Origin of the sequence: Propionispora sp. 2/2-37 (assembly GCF_001298735.1) — a bacterium.
In the GTDB taxonomy this organism is placed as follows: domain Bacteria; phylum Bacillota; class Negativicutes; order Propionisporales; family Propionisporaceae; genus Propionispora.
On record NZ_CYSP01000005.1, the window covers coordinates 134,781 to 152,052 of the forward strand.

Sequence of the window (17,272 nt, forward strand, 5' to 3'; positions counted from 1 at the left end):
CTCAAAATAGGGGGAAAGCATGATGAAATATGACGCGATATTATTTGACTTGGATGGAACATTGACTGACTCCAAACCGGGTATTTTGCGATCTGTGCAGTATGCGCTTGAGAAAAGCGGTATGAAAGAATTTGATCTAGAGAAGCTGGTGTCTTTTATTGGACCGCCGCTGACCGATTCGTTTCAGGAACTGTATGGTATGAATGCAACGGAAGCGGCACAGGCAGTTGTCTATTATCAGGAATACTTTTCGGAAAAAGGAATGTATGAAAATGCCGTTTATCCCGGAATAGCCGATCTATTAGCTGAGCTGTCTGTACAGGGGAAATATCTAGCGGTGGCCACATCAAAGCCAAGCGTATTTTCTGAAAAAATTATTGAACATTTTTCTCTGACACCGTACTTTAATAAGGTCGTTGGTGCCAAGATGGAAGGCGTGCATAGTGATAAGGAACACCTTATTGGCAATATTTTGGCCGACATACCCCATATCCCATTGGACAAAGTTGTTATGATCGGTGACCGGAAATTTGATATTCAAGGCGGGCAGGCGCATGGCATCGATGTGATTGCTGCGGGTTATGGCTATGGACGGCGGCCTGAATTAGAAGACGCCGGACCTACGCATATTGCCGAATCTGTAGCCGATTTGCGGTCACTATTGCTGGGGTAAATAAACGGTTAACACTACTTGTTAATCTTTAGCTGGAGAGGCAAAGAACTGTTTTAGCCGGTGCATCTTTTTGTAAAAATAAGTACATGCTTTTGTAATTACAAAAGCATGTACTTATTTTTATAGCAAAGCGAACAGGCGGGATATCGGAGTCTATTTGCATCACTATGTAATTGGCACAATATTTGCATTAAAAATAGGCGTAAGAGCTAACTTTTAAATGGATGGGAGGTGAGCGCAATGAAGGAAAAAGTCACAATTCTCTGTTGCTGTGGAGCAGGTATCTGTACCTCCAATTATTTGAGAGAAGAAATTGAAGACCGTATTAAACAAGAAGGATTAAAAAATGTGAAAGTAGTTCTCTGCAGGGTGAATGATGTTGATGAGGCGATTAATAATGCCGATCTGCTGGTTACAACGGTTGAAATGAAATCAGATTATCCGGTGCCTATGATCAGAGCCTTAGGGATTATGCTGGATGATAAGGCTGCTAAGAAAGCGCTGGACGAAATTATAGCTGAAGTTCGAAAAATACAGCAATGATTTCGCTTAATTCCCCCAAAGAAGTAATATCTTGGTGGAAGAAAACTCCGGTCGTATGCTTCGAATTTGTATTTGATCCACGGTAATTCTGCCACCAAGATGTACTTTGAAATTAAAGAAATAAATATGCAGAGGAGAAGGCGTATGGAATTTATTGATTCGATTACTAGTGTCCTTTCCGCTTTTTTTAAATTTGATTCTACAGTCACGATTGTCGGGATTATTTTAATCGTATCCCTGCTGGTTAGAGTAAGCCTAAAAAAAGCAATTCTCGGTGCATTAAAAGTTTCTATCGGCCTTACGGGGTTATTTATGGTAGTAAGTTTGATTCAAGAGGCAATGGTAAAACCAATTACGAACATCGTTGCCATTTACGGTTTTAATAAGGGCGTCATCGACATCGGCTGGGGATGCCTGGGGTATGCATTCGGTAATACCTACGGCTATTTTGGTGTTCTGGTTTTCCTCATTATCAATATACTGTTAGTTACCGTCCGTTTCACGCAAACCATATATGTCGATGTGTTTAATACCTGGAGGGCCATGTTGTTAGCCGGTTTAGTCGGAGTATCTACAGGCAATTTTTGGCTGGCAACACTGGCTGTGGTGATCTTTTTAATTATTGATGTCAAAGCAGCCGATATTGCAGCTCCGTATATTGAAAAAATTAATAATTTCCCTCCCGGCGGGTCTTGGCCGCATGGAACGCATTTCTCCTTTCAGGCTTGTATTGCCATTCCCATTGAATGGGTGTTGCGACGGATTCCTGTCATTAAAGATATAGAAATTAGTGCGGAAACCATACAAGAGAAGTTTGGTATTTTTGGTGAAACCACGGTCATGGGAGCCACATTGGGGATCATTTTAGGATTGTTTAGTCAAATAGGCATTATGCCCTCGTTACTGCTGGGAGTAAAGATGGCAGCGGCATTCCTGCTTCTTCCCCGTATGGCAGCTATTTTGGTGGAAGGATGGTTCCCGATTATAAAATCGGCCAGGAGCATCCTGGTAAGTAAATTAAATCGTGACGATGTCCGGATTGCCTTGGACTGCTCAACGGTTATCGGACATTCGGCCGTGGTACCGACGACGCTGATTATGTATCCCATTGCACTATTGATCTCACTGGTTTTGCCTGGCAACCAAATGATTGCCTCCGTCAGTTTAATTATTGTGTTATGGGAAAGTGCGGCCGTTAATGCTATCACGGAAGGAAACATCCTACACAATTTGATTATCCTGTCGATCATTGTTTGCCTGTTTTCCTGGGGAGCCACCTTCATGGCCGGCCCGATGACGCAGCTGGCTGGGTCAATGGGATATGATGTGGGTAAAGGATTGATATCGAACTGGGATGCCGCCGGAACCCCCGGATTAGTGCTGGTATACAAGATTTTTTCAATGATTTTCGGATTTTAAAATACATGATTAGCCGGATTCATTCCGCAAGAGGAGGAGACTCATGGAGCCAGCGACAGAAAGCGTCTATTATGATGCCGTTATCTTAAACGAAATGAACAGCAAAGAAGATATAATATGCTATTTGGCTGACTATCTGCATCATAAAGGATATGTAAACGATCAATATCAAAGTGCAACGCTAGAAAGAGAAAGCGAGTACCCTACCGGACTTCCCACAAAGCCCATTGGCGTTGCAGTGCCTCATTCTAAACCGGAAAATGTAATCAAACCGGCCATTATTATGGGGATATCAAAGAATCTGGTCGAATTTTCGGATATGGGAAATACAAAGGCGACCGTACGGGTAGGGATAGTATTTATGCTGGCTTTACAAGGTGAAAATAGACATTTGAATTTTTTAAAGAATATTGTCAATTTTTGTAAGCTGGAAAGTAATGTAAACAAGCTGTATCATGTAGAATCAAAACAAGCAGCATTTACCATCTTCCGAAATGAGATTCTGGGAAATAATCAGGAATGAGAGAGGGGTAAAAGAATGAATGCAAATAAAAGAATAAAAGCATTAGTAGTCGGTGATGAATGGGTGCATACCGAAGATTTAGTCAATATTACCAAGGAAATATTACAAGGGTATGACTATGAAATTGATTCGTTTGACGTAATTATGGATAAACCTATGAGCCGGGATCGCAGTGATGACATTGGTGATAATACGGTCACGGAGTATTGTGGACACCCGCAACAGCTAATTGATCGTATTGCCGATGCAAACCTGTTGATTGTGCATACGGCACCGGTGACTAAACAAGTAATTGAAGCGGGGAAAAATTTATTTGCCATTGGGTGCTGCCGTTCGGATGCAGTGAATGTAAATATCGAAGCGGCATCGCAAAAGGGAATCTATTTTTTTAACGCACCCGGCCGGTCGGTAGAACCTGTCTCCGATCTCACTATCGCCTTTGCCCTGATGCTGGGACGGAATATCATTAAAGCCGATCAGTATGTCAAAGCGGGCCGGTGGGATAATGATATCAATAGGGAAATTCCCATTTGGGATGAATTTGTGACATTTAGGGGAATAACGTTTAAAAATAAAAAATTCGGACTTGTCGGATTGGGGAAAATCGGTAAGAGGGTAGCGGAAAAAGCATATGGCATGGGAATGAAAGTACTAGTGTATGATCCCTTCGCCGATGAAGCAGCATTTAAAAATTACACAAGAATAACATCCCTGGAAGAACTATTTACTGCTTGTGACTTTATCTCTATTCATGTTCCGCCGTTAGCCTCTAATAAAGGATTAATCAGCAAAAAACTGTTCGGCATGATGAAACCGACTGCCTATTTTATTAATATCGCCCGCGGGGAGATTATCGATGAAAATGCATTAATAGAAGCGCTGCAGCAGAAAAAAATAGCCGGAGCCGCTTTGGACGTTTATTATACCGAACCGTTGCCCAAGGAAAGCCCACTGGTAAAGCTGGATAATGTAATACTGACACCGCACCTGGCGGGACAGCGCAAAGATTTATCCGAAGGTTCGGCGGAAATATTAAAAGAGATGATGGAGCCTTTCTTTAAAGAAAAACGCACCGATACTTGTTTCAATGTACAAAAAATAAAAAAAGGAAGCACGCTGTAATGAGTTGACAAAAACATGATAGGGTGAGTGTAATCATGCTTGTAAATTTGAAAACGGTGTTATATGATGCAAAAGAAAAGAAATACGGGGTGCCTGCCGCTAATGTTTGGAATGAAGGCACTGTCAAGGCTGCCATTGCGACAGCCGAAAAATACCGGTCGCCAATCATTTTAGCGCTTTATCCGGCCATGGCCGATATTTTGGAATTCGGGCCGGTTGCGGTACGTCATGCAATGCGTTCTTCGGTTCCTGTTGTTGTCCATTTGGATCATGGGCAGGAATTTTCAGATGCCATTAAGGCGGTTCGCGCAGGGTTTACGTCGATCATGGTTGACCGCTCGACGTGTCCATATGAACAAAATGTTGCTGAAGTAAAAGAAATTGTCAAAATTGCTCACGCAATTGATATAAGTGTCGAAGCCGAGTTGGGACATGTCGGTAAAGGCTGTGATTATGAAAAAATCAAGAATGAAGGCCTGACCGATTTAGCGGAAGCGCAAAGCTTTGTACGGGAAACCGGCATTGACTGCCTGGCAGTGGCGGTTGGTACTTCGCATGGCTTATATTCGGGAATACCGGAAATACAGTTCGAACGGCTGGACAGACTGAACCAGGCCATAGCCATTCCGCTTGTACTGCACGGTTGCTCCGGAACCGGCGACGAAAATTTGAAAAAGGCCATACAATTTGGTATAACTAAATTAAACTTATATACTGATCTGGATCGAGCAGGATGTGCTTTGCTGGATCGATATTGTTCCCGGAAGAAAATAGCAAACATGATGGAAGCTGAAACTGCGATACTGGAGGGTTATGCTCAAAAGCTTAGATACTATATAGAATTATTTGGCTCCATGAAACGTGTATAATTAAGTTTGCTTTTCATTTCTGGTTTTATTTTGGGGAATATGCTTACAGGGCATCAACAGTAGCATATTCCCTTTTGTAAGTTATGGTTCATGTGTAAGAAGGGGGGAACAATATTGGCTGAATCTGTTAAAGATATAATCAAACAGTTAATTATGTCGGAAAGTATTTACCATCCTTTGACCGATGAGGAAATTGCTCAGACGGTATCCGTTTTACGTGAAACGGTAACCGGAATTAGAAAAGAGCTCAATATACCAAGTTCACGGGAACGAAGGAAGAAAAATATCCAGGATGCGATAGAAGTTATAAAAAACGATCAACCCAATATAGCTATCAGCCATTTAGTCAATATCCTTACAAGCCAGGGATTTGAAGTCACCCGTAACTATATTGCCGATATCGTTAACAAAAATCCTGCCGGACAAAATCAAACAGGGGTGATGCAAACTGCTCCTGCCGCTGAGACAGTAGATTTCTCTGCTTTAGTGGGCCATAATTGCAGCTTGGTTAAAAATATTCAGCAGGCGAAAGCTGCTGTTCTTTACCCACCGTATGGACTCCCGACATTGATTGTTGGCGATAGTGGGACAGGCAAATCAAAATTTGCCGAATGCATGTACCAATATGCAAAAAATAAAAAAATATTAGCGGAAAAAGCTCCGTTTATCGCTTTGAATTGTGCCGATTATGGAGACAATCCCCAGCTGATACTTTCCATTCTGTACGGACATAGAAAAGGATCCTTTACGGGGGCCGATCAGGATGCGGAAGGCTTGGTCGAGCGGGCGAACGGGGGAATTTTATTTTTAGACGAAATTCACAGGCTTCCGCCTAAAGGGCAGGAGATGCTATTTTCTCTTTTAGATAAGGGGAAATTCCGGCGGCTGGGAGAAACGGATACGGAGCGGGAAGCCCGGGTATATTTTATTGGAGCTACAACGGAAAATATTGAGTCCTCCCTTCTTTTGACTTTCCGGAGAAGAATTCCGATGATTATTGAACTGCCAAGGCTGGAAGACCGTTCGCTGCAAGAAAAGGCACAGCTTATTTATGACTTTTTTCAAAATGAAGCCAACCGCACCAAATGCACCATAGCCGTAAAAAGCAGGATTCTATCCGCCTTTGCGATGAAAGAATATGATGGCAACATCGGGCAGCTAAAAAGTGAAATCCAGGTTACCTGTGCTAATGCGTATGTTGAAAAGATGAACAGTGGTAAAAATGAAATTAATATCGGTTTTAATGAATTATTATACAATACGTTATTCCACGATAAACAAAATTCCGGCAAACGAAGAAACAGTGCCATTGTTTTTCAGGATACTTTATTTGTTCCCCATATAACCACAACCAAAATACAGCATGAGTATCCCATTTTTGAAGATATTTATAAAAAGGTGGAAAAGAAATATTATGAATTAAAAGAAATGGATATTTCTTCTTCTGAAATTGAAAAAATAATATGGACATTTGTTTTAAATAAATTTAAGTTAATCGGCTCTGAACTGGCAGAGAACAAAAATTTAGATAATATTGATGAATTTAAGTATTTAGTTGGAGAAACCATAAGCGAAATCATTAAGGACTTTTTTGTAGTTATCAGTAATCTGTATCCCGATGTAAAAATCAATAAGAAAGTTTTGATCTATCTGGCGATCCATCTTAGTGAAGCGATCAAGAGAATTAAGTATAATCAGGATATTATTAATCCTAATCTGCTAAATATAAAGCGGAATTTTGAAAATGAATATACGATCGCTTTGCAGCTGGCAAGAGAAGTTGAAAAAGCAGAAAACATTGATATACCGGAAGGTGAGATCGGTTTTATTGCTATGTATGTGAAAGAGTTATTGCAGGTTACCAATAAGAAAAACAAAGTGGCGATTATTACCGTTTGCCATGGAAAGATTGCTTCAGAAATGATTGCCATCGTCCATCAGTTAATGGGGGTTGATTTTCCCATAGCGGTGGATATGCCCTTTAATACAAATCCTACTAAAGTTTTTGAGCAGGTTATAGAAATTGCGAAGACATTTGAAAGCGATATGGGGATTTTGTTTTTTGTCGATATGGGGTCCCTGGTTAATATTGGCGAGGTAGTACAAAAAAGAACAGGTATAAAAACCCGTACCATTGACAGAGTAGACCTGGTATCCGTCATGGAGGCCGTCAGAAAGGCCTATATTTCAGACCAGAATTCCCAGGAAACCCTTGATGATATCTATTATGAAATTATTAACTCCAGACATTCTTACCCCGTTATACCCGTTGAAAATTCGAATAAGCCGCCAATGATCATTTGTATGTGTCTTACGGGACATGGTGTAGCTGTTCACATTAATGATATTTTATCTGAGTATTATCCGAATGTGAAACGAGAATTGTTAAGTCTTTTAGATGAAGAGCTAAAACTTAAAATTGATAAAATACGGCAACAATATAACCTGATTGCTATCGTCGGCACAATCAATCCTCAAATAGAAGGAATTAACTTTATTCCCTTTGAATTTGAGCTTAATAAAAACAAAAAGATGTTATTGGACTATCTGATAAAACAACAACACGGTAATACGCTAAAAAACATTCTAAGAGAAGATCTAATTCTACTGCGGGAGAATTTTCAGACGAAGCAAGAGGTAATTGAGGCTTTAGGCAGTGTATTGTTCAATCATGGATATGTGAAAAAGCAGTTTCTCCAATCCTTAACGGCAAGAGAAGAAATGAGCAGTACCTGTTTTAAAAACGGAATCGCCATTCCACATGGACTGCCGTCTCTTGTAAATGAGTCAGCTGTTGTTTTCATAAAGCTGAACCAATATATTGAGTGGGATAACCATAAAAATAAAGTCAACTTAATTTGCCTGCCTGCCGTAAAGAATGATGATATTTCCATTATTACCGATTTATTTTACAGTCTCAAAAGGGAAGAAGTAGTAAAGCAGCTGTTAAAGGCACGGAATGAGTCCGAATTCATCCAAGTGTTATGCTTGAACTCTAAAAATAATATGGTTTGATCCAAAAAGCGGCTATTAATTCAAGGATAATTAATAGCCGCTTTTTACCTGTAATTAACATTTTCTTAACGGTTTTACCCGGTAAATATGTCAATATAATAATAGCAACTAAAATATAACAATGGAGGCAAGAAATGAAAAGACACTCTTTCTTATCTTGGGCTGTGGCTGCGGTAATGACAGTCAGTGCTTGTGGCAGCGTGGCAGCAGCTGACGATTCACCTAAAATAACGAAGTACCTGGTTACGGTTCCGCAAAAATACTATGTACAATATCAAGGACCCAATCAGCAGAACTTTCCTAATGGTTTCCTGGCCGGCTTTGGTTCCGCGATTGTCTTAAAAGCGATCAATCAAGACGGGTCTATTGATTTCTATGGCATTACCGACCGCGGCCCGAATGGGGATGGACCGGATTATCAATCAGGATTGGAAAGATACAGCAGTAAGTTTTTCCCGGCTCCGCAGTTTCAGCCTCGGATCGGTGTAATTCATGTAAAAGACGGTAAGGCCGAAGTGACAAGTGTGATTGGCCTGAAAGATGAAAAAGGCAAAGCCATTACCGGGCTGCCCATTGAGCCGGGGCTGGTCGGTGCTACCAATGAGTTGGCTTTGGATGACCGTTTTACATGGTTAGGCTATGACAATAACGGCATGGACACCGAGGGGATTGCGCTGGATGCCGGCGGTAATTTCTGGATCTGCGATGAATACGGTCCGTTTATTGCCCAGTATGATAAACAGGGAAAGCTGCTAAAAAAATATGCACCTGGCGAGGGATTGCCGGAGGTTATGAAATACCGGACACCCAATCGCGGCTTTGAAGGATTGACCGTAGCCCCTAATGGCCTGATTTATGCGGAAGAGCAAAGCCCGCTGGATATTGGTGGGAAAACAGGGAAAACGGCTCAGTTCAGTAGAATTGTCCAGCTTGACCCCAAAACAGGAAAAACGAAAATGTTTGCTTATCCGGTGGATGTAGAAGTTTACAAATCTCCCAAGGATGCTAAGATTGGCGATATTTACGCTGTTTCGAATACGCAGTTTTTGATGATTGAACAGGGAAAAGGCAAAGACAAACAAATGCGTAATCTGATTTATCTGGTTGACATCAAAGATGCCACCGACCTTACGGGAATCACCATTGACGGCAAAGAACCGGAGTTTACTGCTGATAAGAGCAAGCTGTCCGGAATCAAGTTTGCTGAAAAACGGCTGTTGATTGATCTTCGTGCCTATGGCTGGAATATTGAAAAAGCCGAAGGTATCACCATGCTGCCTGATAAAAAAACGATTGTGGTAACGAATGACAATGATTTTGCCATGACAATGGAGGTAGCAGACAGGGAAAACAAAAATACAGAAACGACTGACTACGTTCTTCATGAGGACGGCACCTTTACTTATAAAGACAAACCGGCTAATCCTCTGATTCATGTTGTACCGAATAAGGAAGCAGAACAAAATCAATACATTTGGTTTATTGAATTGCCTGAACCTCTTCCATGAAATATACTTTTGGTGTATACGGTTGCACGGTAAAATAAAAACGCAAGCTGTTGCATGTGAACATGCAGGCTTGCGTTTTTTGTACGTGATGGTAAACTGGTTTTACTTCTTTAAATCGATTTTACCCAAGAAACCGTTAATCAATCGTTCTAAAGTATGGCGTATACTCTACGATTTGTTTTTTCTAGCAACGGTCGTAGCATTGATATATATTTTAGCAACATTTGAAACAGTTGAACAATACCAGTATTTAACAGGGGGATTAGGGGGGATTTTGCTTATCTGCATTTGGTGGAAACGTTAGGCAGGCGCTAGTAAAGCTGACTATTTTCAGTACACTCCTAACCGCAACGGCGGTTAGAGACTTCCATCGTACAAAATAAAGAAGAAGGACAGCAAAGAAGCAAAAGATCGTCCTTCCGAATAATTTAAATAATCTTAAGAAGTAATAAAAAAATTAAATAAAAATTTATTAAAATATAATAAAAATTTTAAAATATATTGCTAAATTTTTTATTATATTTTATAATGACCTTGTAAATTAAAGTATAATAAATATTGGAAAAAATATTTGAAAAGGTTTATGTTAAATGGAAAAAAAGCAGTAAGTGAGATTTGGATATGTGAATTTCTCGGTTTTAATATTTAAAAATAAACTAAAAATTTTATAAAAATTTTAGTTGGCGAAATGTGCAGGTTGATGCTAAGATATGTAGTAAGAAAATCGATTTTAAGGAGTTTTAGTAATGAATATAACCGATATAGCCACTATGGCGGGAGTTTCGCCGGCCACTGTTTCCAATGCGCTGAACGGGAGAAAAGGGGTTCGTGAAGAAACCAAGCAAAAAATATTAAAAATAGCCAAAGAATTCGGCTACAACAAAGAAATGAATATGGCTAACGGGCAAAGGACCATCCGGTTTGTCATTTACAAAAAGCACGGAGTGGTTGTGTCCGACACTCCTTTTTTTGCTTCGTTGATTGAGGGGATCGAAAACGAATGCCGGAATCAGGGCTATGAATTACTGATTTCGCATGTATATCACGAATGCGAAGATATCGTTTCCCTGCTGGAGAGCGATTATTCCCAGGGGTTAATTGTACTGGCAACAGAAATGGCGTTTGAAGATCTGCTGCCGTTTCGTGATATCAATATGCCCGTTGTGCTGCTGGACAGCCATTTTAGAGGGGCGGATTTTGACTGTATATTAATTAACAATATGGATGCTTCTTATAAAGCTACAAAATATTTAGTTCAAAACGGTCACCGTGAAATCGGATATTTGCATAGTTCGGTTTACATTAATAATTTTCATTATCGGAAGCTGGGTTTTTGGGATGCTTTGCATGAAGCTGATCTGGAATTCAACCCGGATTTTGATTTTGCCTTGAACCCCACCATAGAAGGTTCGTACCGGGATATGAAAGCTATTTTAGAACAACGTGCTCCCAAGTTGCCCACAGCTTTTTTTGCGGATAATGATCTTATTGCGTTTGGAGCTATGCGGGCTTTACAGGATCACGGAGTTAAAATCCCTCAGGATGTTTCTGTCATAGGCTTTGACGATATGCCTTTTTGTGAAATTGCCAGCCCCCGTTTAACAACAATTCGCGTATTTAAGCAGGAAATAGGCGGCGCCGCAGTTAGAAGACTGCTTCAAAAGATAGAAAACAGTAAGGAAACCATTACGCAAAAAATCGAGGTGAATACCGAGCTGATTATCAGGGAGAGTGTTTCAAAACCACCATCTTAATTGAGTAAAGGGGAAGAGATTATGGGAGAGAGAGTTAAATTGGGTTTTGCTCCGACGCGACGTTTTGTCTTCAGTAAGGAAGATGCCCACAAATTCAAGCGATTAACCTTAGAAAAAATATCTCAATTTGATATTGATATTGTGGACCTCGAGGGGATTAACGAAGAGGGCTTATTATTTGATAATGATGAAGACGTCGGGAAAATAATTAAAAGGTTTAAAACGGAAGAGGTAGATGCTGTATTTTTCCCTCATTGTAACTTTGGTACCGAAGATACGGTGGCGAGAGTGGCTAAAGTGCTACAAAAACCGGTATTGTTATGGGGGCCGCGGGATGAGGCCCCATTGGCGGATGGCAGCCGGTTGCGCGATACGCAGTGCGGGCTGTTTGCCACGGGAAAAGTGCTGCGGCGGTTCAATGTACCGTATACCTATATTGTAAATTGCACCTTGGAAGATCCGGTCTTTACCAGCGGTTTTACAAATTTTATTGCTGCCAGTAATGTAGTCAAAAAATTCAGAAACTTAAGAATATTGCAGGTGTCAACCCGGCCGGCCGGCTTTTGGACAATGATTTGCAATGAGGGGGAACTCCTGGAAAAGTTCGGAGTGGAAATTTATCCGGTCTCTTTGCAAGACGTTAAAGATGCAACGGAACAGGTAGAAGCGGAAAACGGTGCAGACCTTAAAGCAACGGTTGAATTAATCACTTCTAAACTGGACTGTAGTGAAGTGGATGAGTTTTCTATTAAACGCGTAGCCGCTCTAAAAGTAGCTTTGTTGCAAATGATTAAAACACATAGCTGCTCGGCTATGGCCATTCAATGCTGGACGGCGCTGCAAAATAGCGTGGGTGTCATGCCCTGCCTTGCCAATGCTCTGCTCACCGATGAAGGCATACCGGCCGTATGCGAGACGGATATACACGGAGCCATCACGGCCGTTATGGCGCAAGCCGCGGCCTTGCAGGTCAGTGCACCGTTCTTTGCCGATGTAACGGTGCGTGATCCCAATAATGATAACGGTGAATTATTATTCCACTGTGGAAATTTCCCGATTTCACTGGTGGAGGAAGGGTGCAGTCCAAGGTTCAGAAAGCATTTTCTGTTTGATTCTCATGCCCCGGGCACCCATGAGAGTGAAATCAAGGGTGGCGATGTATCCATTGTCAGATTTGACGGTGATCATGGTGAATACTCGTTGTTTCTGGGAAAAGCCACCGGCATTAAAGGGGCTTTTACCCGCGGGACCTATCTCTGGATTGAGGTTAACGATTGGCCGTTATGGGAAGAAAAGCTGGTCACCGGCCCTTATGTTCACCACTGCGTAGGTATTCATCATAATGTAATTCCGGCTCTTTACGAAGCTTGCAAGTATATTCCGGGGCTGCAGCCCGATCCGGTTGACCCGACTAAAGAGCAAATTGAAGCATTGCTGCGCGGAAAAAACTGTTGATCAGGGGGAATTAGGGTGAAGACGGAATGTTTACAGGCAAAGGCGAAACAAATTCGTAAAGATGTAGTGGAAATAATCTATCATGCTAAGGCGGGCCATATCGGTTCTTCTCTGTCAAACACTGACATTATGACTACTTTGTATTATGGCGTGCTGAATGTTGATCCTAGAAATCCCGTGCTAGAAGACCGGGACAGATTTATACTCAGCAAAGGGCATGCTGTGGAGTCCTATTATGTCATCCTGGCGGACAAAGGTTTTTTTCCAAAAGAAGAATTAAAAACTTTTAGCCAGTTCGGCAGCAGATTGATTGGACATCCAAATAATAAAGTGCCGGGAGTGGAAATGAATACCGGCGCACTGGGCCACGGCTTATCCATAGCCGTCGGTATGGCGCTGGCAGCGAAAAAAGACCGGAAATCCTACCGGGTGTTTACTCTGATGGGAGATGGCGAACAGGCGGAAGGTTCGGTATGGGAGGCGGCTATGGCGGCTGCTCACTATCAGCTTGATAATCTGGTGGCTATCATCGACCGCAATAAGCTGCAGATCACGGGAAAGACCGAAGCTGTAATGAGACTGGAACCATTGGAAGAAAAGTGGAAGAGTTTTGGCTGGGAGGTCATTCCGGTAGATGGCCATGATATAGAAACATTGCAGCAAGTACTTTCGGCAACTCCTGCCGCTAACAATAAACCAACGCTGATCATGGCCTATACCATCAAGGGAAAGGGAATATCCTTTATGGAAAATGTTCCGCACTGGCATCATGGTGTACCAACCGCAGAGGAATATCAACAGGCAATGGTTGAGTTGTCCGGTGACGGAGGGCACAAGCATGAATAAAATAACCAACCGGCAAGTCATTTGTGATACTTTAGTCGAATTCGGCAAAACAGACCGGGATATTGTTGTTCTTACCAGTGATTCACGCGGATCGGCTTCCCTGGCTAATTTTGCCCGGGAGTTACCCGGGCAGCTGTTTGAAGTTGGCATTGCCGAACAGAATGTGGTGGGAATTGCCGCAGGACTTGCTGTTTCAGGCAAAAAACCGTTTGTGGCTTCTCCGGCTTCTTTTCTGTCTATGCGCAGCATTGAACAGATTAAGGTAGATGTTGGCTATTCAAGAACCAATGTCAAATTAATCGGTATCAGCGGCGGCTTAAGCTATGGAGCGCTGGGCATGTCGCATCATTCCCTGCAGGATATTGCGGTAATGCGGGCGATCCCGGGCATTGATATCGTACTGCCGGCAGACCGGTTTGAGAGCAGACTGATGATTAAGGCGCTGCTTGCCAGCAGCCGGCCTGCCTATGTGCGGATTGGGCGCAATGCAGTAGCTGATATTTATGAGTCGGAGGACTACGATTTTGAGATTGGCAAGGCGGTTACCTTAACGCAGGGTGATGATATAACCATTATTGCGGCAGGCGAAACGGTGAAGGTAGCGATCGATAGTGCGGCGGCACTAAAGGATATGGGAGTAGCCTGCAGAGTCTTAAACATGCATACCATCAAGCCCCTGGATGAAGCGGCCATTCTTAAGGCAGCCCGTGAGACGGGAAGAATAATTACTATTGAAGAGCACAGCATCTTTGGCGGTCTGGGTTCTGCGGTAGCGGAAGTGGTGGCACAGCACTGTCCGGTACCGGTGAAAATTCTTGGCATTCCCGACGAACCGGCAGTGCCGGGTAAATCACAGGAAGTGTTCGCGTATTACGGTTTGTGTGTAGAAAACGTAAAAGCTATCGCTTGGCAATTAATTAAATAAGGCAGGGGAAGAAAATATGAAGAACGGTTATATACTTGCCCTTGACCAAAGTACGTCGGCTTCCAAGGCAATGATCGTCAACCCGCGTGGCGTCATCATTGCCCAGGAAGCGCTGGAGCATAAGCAGTACTATCCTAAGCCGGGCTGGGTAGAACATGATGCGGTGGAAATTTATCAAAATGCTGTACACATTCTACGTAACGTAGTAAAAAAGACTAATTTAACGGCAGCGGATATTGCCGTACTGGCGATAACCAACCAGCGGGAAACGGTTGTCGTATGGGATAAGGATAGCGGGCTTCCCGTTTGTAATGCCATTGTATGGCAGTGCCGCCGGACGAGCGGCATTTGTTCGGCGCTGAAAGCAGCGGGTGTGGAAAATATTGTTAAAGAATGCACCGGACTCTTACTGGACCCCTATTTTTCTGCCAGCAAGGTAAAATGGATATTGGAAAATGCGGCTGGTAATGTCCGGGAAAAGGCAAAAGCAGGGCAGCTGCTGATGGGGACCATCGATACCTGGCTTATCTGGAAGCTGACCGGAGGAAAGGTCCATGCAACCGATTATACCAATGCCAGCAGGACACTGCTATTTAACATCCAATCGCTAAACTGGGATGAAAGGCTTCTTAATATTTTCAATATTCCAAAATCAATGCTTGCCGAGATAAAATCGTCCAATGATATTTTCGGCTATACGGCGGAAGGGGAGTTGTTTGATCGGCAGCTTCCGATATCAGGGATTATAGGGGATTCTCAGGCAGCCTTGTTTGGACAAAACTGTTTTGAACCGGGAATGGTTAAGGCAACTTACGGTACGGGTTCCTCGGTTCTCATGAATATTGGCGGCAAGTACCGGCAAGCCGGCAATGGCTTAGTAACTTCTATCGCCTGGGGAATTAACAGGAAAATCGAATATGTGCTGGAAGGAATCGTACATTGTTCAGCCGATTCTTTAAAATGGCTGAAGGATAACCTGGGGCTGTTTGACGATTTTTCCATTGTTGAGGCAATGGCGGAAAGCTTGGAAGACAATGAAGGAGTCTATATGGTTCCTGCCTTTGTCGGCCTGGGGATACCGTATTGGGATGCTGAGGCTAAAGCAGCGATTAACGGTATGTCCAGGGCCACCCGCAAAGAACATATCGTCAGGGCCGCTCTGGAATCGATTGTGTATCAAATTAAAGATGCGGTGGATACCATGCAGCAGGAAGCGGGGATACGCATTAAGGAATTGCGGGTCGACGGCGGACCAACATCAAATGCTTTCTTAATGCAGTTCCAGGCGGATATGCTGCAGATCCGGGTGGCCGGAACGCAAGCGGCAGACCTCTCGGCAATGGGCTCGGTATATATGGCAGGGCTGGGGATTGGAATGTGGGACATGGCGGATATACGGCAACTGCGGCAAACGGGGCGTACCTATGTCCCGCATATGGAAGAGGCGGTGAGGGAGCGGTATTGTCAGGGATGGCGCCAGGCAGTGGCGAGAGTATTGTCGAGGTAGGCTGTATTGGCCAGGCTATACTCTTTCCCAGGGAGAAAGGTGTAAATAAAATTACATAACAGGGGGAGCAAAGACATGAAGAACATCAGTAAGCAAGTGTTTATGGGTCTCTTGGTGATCGGTATGACGGCACTGTTACTTGGCGGGTGCAGTGGTCAAAAACAGGAAGCGACAGCCAATAAAGCTGCAACCGCATCCAAACTGATCGTTGTTATTACTCCGTCGCACAGCAACCCGTTTTTCAAATCGGAAGCTCTCGGTGCCGAGGCCAAAGCGAAAGAACTTGGCTATGAAATCCTGTCACTGGTCCATGACGATGATGCCAACAAACAAAATGAAATGTTTGATACGGCGATTGCCCGTAACGCGGCAGCCATCATCTGTGACAATGCCGGTGCTGACGCTACCGTGGCGGCGGTGAAAAAAGCCAAAGCCGCCGGAATTCCCACATTCCTGATCGACCGCGAAATTAATGCGACCGGTGCAGCTGTATCCCAGATCGTATCAAATAACTTCCAGGGCGCTAAATTGGGCGGCGAGGAATTTGTTAAGTTAATGGGTGAGAAGGGAAACTATGTGGAACTGGTTGGTAAAGAATCGGATACCAATGCCGGTATTCGCTCTAAAGGTTATCATGACGTGCTTGATCAGTATCCGGAGCTTAAGTTGGTTGCCCGCCAAAGCGCTAACTGGAGCCAAACCGAAGCTTATTCCAAGATGGAATCCATTATCCAGGCCAATAAAGATATTAAGGGTGTAATCTGCGGTAACGATACGATGGCGATGGGGGCCATGGCTGCTATTAAGGCGGCTGGATTGAAAGATGTTATTGTAGTAGGGTTCGATGGCAGCAATGATGTGAGAGATTCCATTATCAGCGGAGATATCAAAGCAACTGTGCTGCAGCCGGCATATCGTATTTCCCAGATGGCAGTAGAACAGGCCGACAGATATGTAAAGAACGGTTCCACCGGGGAGCAGGAAAAGCAATTGATCGACTGTGTCCTGATTAATAAGGAGAATGCCAGGAATTTGGAAACTTTTGCAATCAAATAGCTGCAGGTGAGTAACAAGCATACGTCTTAGGGTAACTGCGACAAGTCATCCTAAGAC

Annotated in this window: 14 protein-coding genes; all 14 read left to right on the top strand. The window is 43.1% G+C overall.

Going from position 1 to position 17,272, the window contains the following annotated elements:
* The first annotated feature begins 19 nt into the window (after positions 1 to 19).
* The 14 genes from P22_RS06760 to P22_RS06825 all read left to right on the top strand — a co-directional run bounded on the left by P22_RS06760 (position 20) and on the right by P22_RS06825 (position 17,215).
* Positions 20 to 673, top strand: a complete 654-nt coding sequence (locus P22_RS06760; protein WP_054259470.1) for an HAD hydrolase-like protein — start codon at positions 20 to 22, stop codon at positions 671 to 673.
* A 240-nt stretch (positions 674 to 913) separates the two neighbouring features.
* Positions 914 to 1,216 carry a PTS sugar transporter subunit IIB gene (locus P22_RS06765; RefSeq protein WP_054259471.1) on the top strand — a complete coding sequence of 101 codons (303 nt, stop codon included), beginning with the start codon at positions 914 to 916 and terminating at the stop codon, positions 1,214 to 1,216.
* Positions 1,217 to 1,360: 144 nt separating this feature from the next.
* Positions 1,361 to 2,635 carry a PTS transporter subunit IIC gene (locus P22_RS06770; RefSeq protein ID WP_054259472.1) on the top strand — a complete coding sequence of 425 codons (1,275 nt, stop codon included), beginning with the start codon at positions 1,361 to 1,363 and terminating at the stop codon, positions 2,633 to 2,635.
* 43 nt (positions 2,636 to 2,678) lie between these two features.
* Positions 2,679 to 3,158 (top strand): PTS sugar transporter subunit IIA, encoded by a 480-nt coding sequence (locus tag P22_RS06775; protein ID WP_054259473.1) that lies wholly within the window; start codon positions 2,679 to 2,681, stop codon positions 3,156 to 3,158.
* 15 nt (positions 3,159 to 3,173) lie between these two features.
* Entirely contained in the window at positions 3,174 to 4,280 is a 1,107-nt protein-coding gene (locus P22_RS06780) for an NAD(P)-dependent oxidoreductase (RefSeq protein ID WP_054259474.1), read from the top strand.
* A gap of 35 nt (positions 4,281 to 4,315) precedes the next feature.
* A complete protein-coding gene (locus P22_RS06785) occupies positions 4,316 to 5,149 on the top strand; it encodes a class II fructose-bisphosphate aldolase (protein WP_054259475.1) in 834 nt (277 codons plus the stop codon).
* A gap of 90 nt (positions 5,150 to 5,239) precedes the next feature.
* Positions 5,240 to 8,164, top strand: a complete 2,925-nt coding sequence (locus P22_RS06790; RefSeq protein ID WP_069972775.1) for a sigma 54-interacting transcriptional regulator — start codon at positions 5,240 to 5,242, stop codon at positions 8,162 to 8,164.
* Between the two features lie 134 nt (positions 8,165 to 8,298).
* On the top strand, positions 8,299 to 9,672 hold the full coding sequence (locus tag P22_RS06795; RefSeq protein ID WP_054259477.1) for an esterase-like activity of phytase family protein: 1,374 nt from the start codon (positions 8,299 to 8,301) through the stop codon (positions 9,670 to 9,672).
* Positions 9,673 to 10,418: 746 nt separating this feature from the next.
* A complete protein-coding gene (locus P22_RS06800) occupies positions 10,419 to 11,426 on the top strand; it encodes a LacI family DNA-binding transcriptional regulator (protein ID WP_054259478.1) in 1,008 nt (335 codons plus the stop codon).
* Positions 11,427 to 11,447: 21 nt separating this feature from the next.
* Positions 11,448 to 12,881: an L-fucose/L-arabinose isomerase family protein gene (locus tag P22_RS06805; protein WP_054259479.1), complete on the top strand. Its 1,434-nt coding sequence runs from the start codon at positions 11,448 to 11,450 to the stop codon at positions 12,879 to 12,881.
* 15 nt (positions 12,882 to 12,896) lie between these two features.
* Positions 12,897 to 13,727, top strand: coding sequence for a transketolase (locus tag P22_RS06810; protein ID WP_054259480.1), 831 nt, complete (start codon positions 12,897 to 12,899; stop codon positions 13,725 to 13,727).
* Entirely contained in the window at positions 13,720 to 14,652 is a 933-nt protein-coding gene (locus P22_RS06815) for a transketolase family protein (protein WP_054259481.1), read from the top strand. The genes P22_RS06810 and P22_RS06815 overlap by 8 nt, the downstream gene beginning before the upstream one ends.
* Positions 14,653 to 14,668: 16 nt before the next feature.
* Positions 14,669 to 16,159: a glycerol kinase GlpK gene (gene glpK, locus P22_RS06820; protein WP_054259482.1), complete on the top strand. Its 1,491-nt coding sequence runs from the start codon at positions 14,669 to 14,671 to the stop codon at positions 16,157 to 16,159.
* Between the two features lie 75 nt (positions 16,160 to 16,234).
* Positions 16,235 to 17,215 (top strand): D-ribose ABC transporter substrate-binding protein, encoded by a 981-nt coding sequence (locus P22_RS06825; RefSeq protein WP_216598040.1) that lies wholly within the window; start codon positions 16,235 to 16,237, stop codon positions 17,213 to 17,215.
* Positions 17,216 to 17,272 lie beyond the last annotated feature (57 nt).

What these genes read in the sequence shown, in the direction of transcription:
- P22_RS06815 (WP_054259481.1), top strand. Translation starts at nt 13,720, where the DNA reads ATGAATAAAATAACCAACCGGCAAGTCATTTGTGATACTTTAGTCGAA.
- P22_RS06790 (WP_069972775.1), top strand. Translation starts at nt 5,240, where the DNA reads ATGTGTAAGAAGGGGGGAACAATATTGGCTGAATCTGTTAAAGATATA.
- P22_RS06805 (WP_054259479.1), top strand. Translation starts at nt 11,448, where the DNA reads ATGGGAGAGAGAGTTAAATTGGGTTTTGCTCCGACGCGACGTTTTGTC.
- P22_RS06825 (WP_216598040.1), top strand. Translation starts at nt 16,235, where the DNA reads ATGAAGAACATCAGTAAGCAAGTGTTTATGGGTCTCTTGGTGATCGGT.
- glpK (WP_054259482.1), top strand. Translation starts at nt 14,669, where the DNA reads ATGAAGAACGGTTATATACTTGCCCTTGACCAAAGTACGTCGGCTTCC.
- P22_RS06770 (WP_054259472.1), top strand. Translation starts at nt 1,361, where the DNA reads ATGGAATTTATTGATTCGATTACTAGTGTCCTTTCCGCTTTTTTTAAA.
- P22_RS06780 (WP_054259474.1), top strand. Translation starts at nt 3,174, where the DNA reads ATGAATGCAAATAAAAGAATAAAAGCATTAGTAGTCGGTGATGAATGG.
- P22_RS06795 (WP_054259477.1), top strand. Translation starts at nt 8,299, where the DNA reads ATGAAAAGACACTCTTTCTTATCTTGGGCTGTGGCTGCGGTAATGACA.
- P22_RS06765 (WP_054259471.1), top strand. Translation starts at nt 914, where the DNA reads ATGAAGGAAAAAGTCACAATTCTCTGTTGCTGTGGAGCAGGTATCTGT.
- P22_RS06800 (WP_054259478.1), top strand. Translation starts at nt 10,419, where the DNA reads ATGAATATAACCGATATAGCCACTATGGCGGGAGTTTCGCCGGCCACT.
- P22_RS06775 (WP_054259473.1), top strand. Translation starts at nt 2,679, where the DNA reads ATGGAGCCAGCGACAGAAAGCGTCTATTATGATGCCGTTATCTTAAAC.
- P22_RS06760 (WP_054259470.1), top strand. Translation starts at nt 20, where the DNA reads ATGATGAAATATGACGCGATATTATTTGACTTGGATGGAACATTGACT.
- P22_RS06785 (WP_054259475.1), top strand. Translation starts at nt 4,316, where the DNA reads ATGCTTGTAAATTTGAAAACGGTGTTATATGATGCAAAAGAAAAGAAA.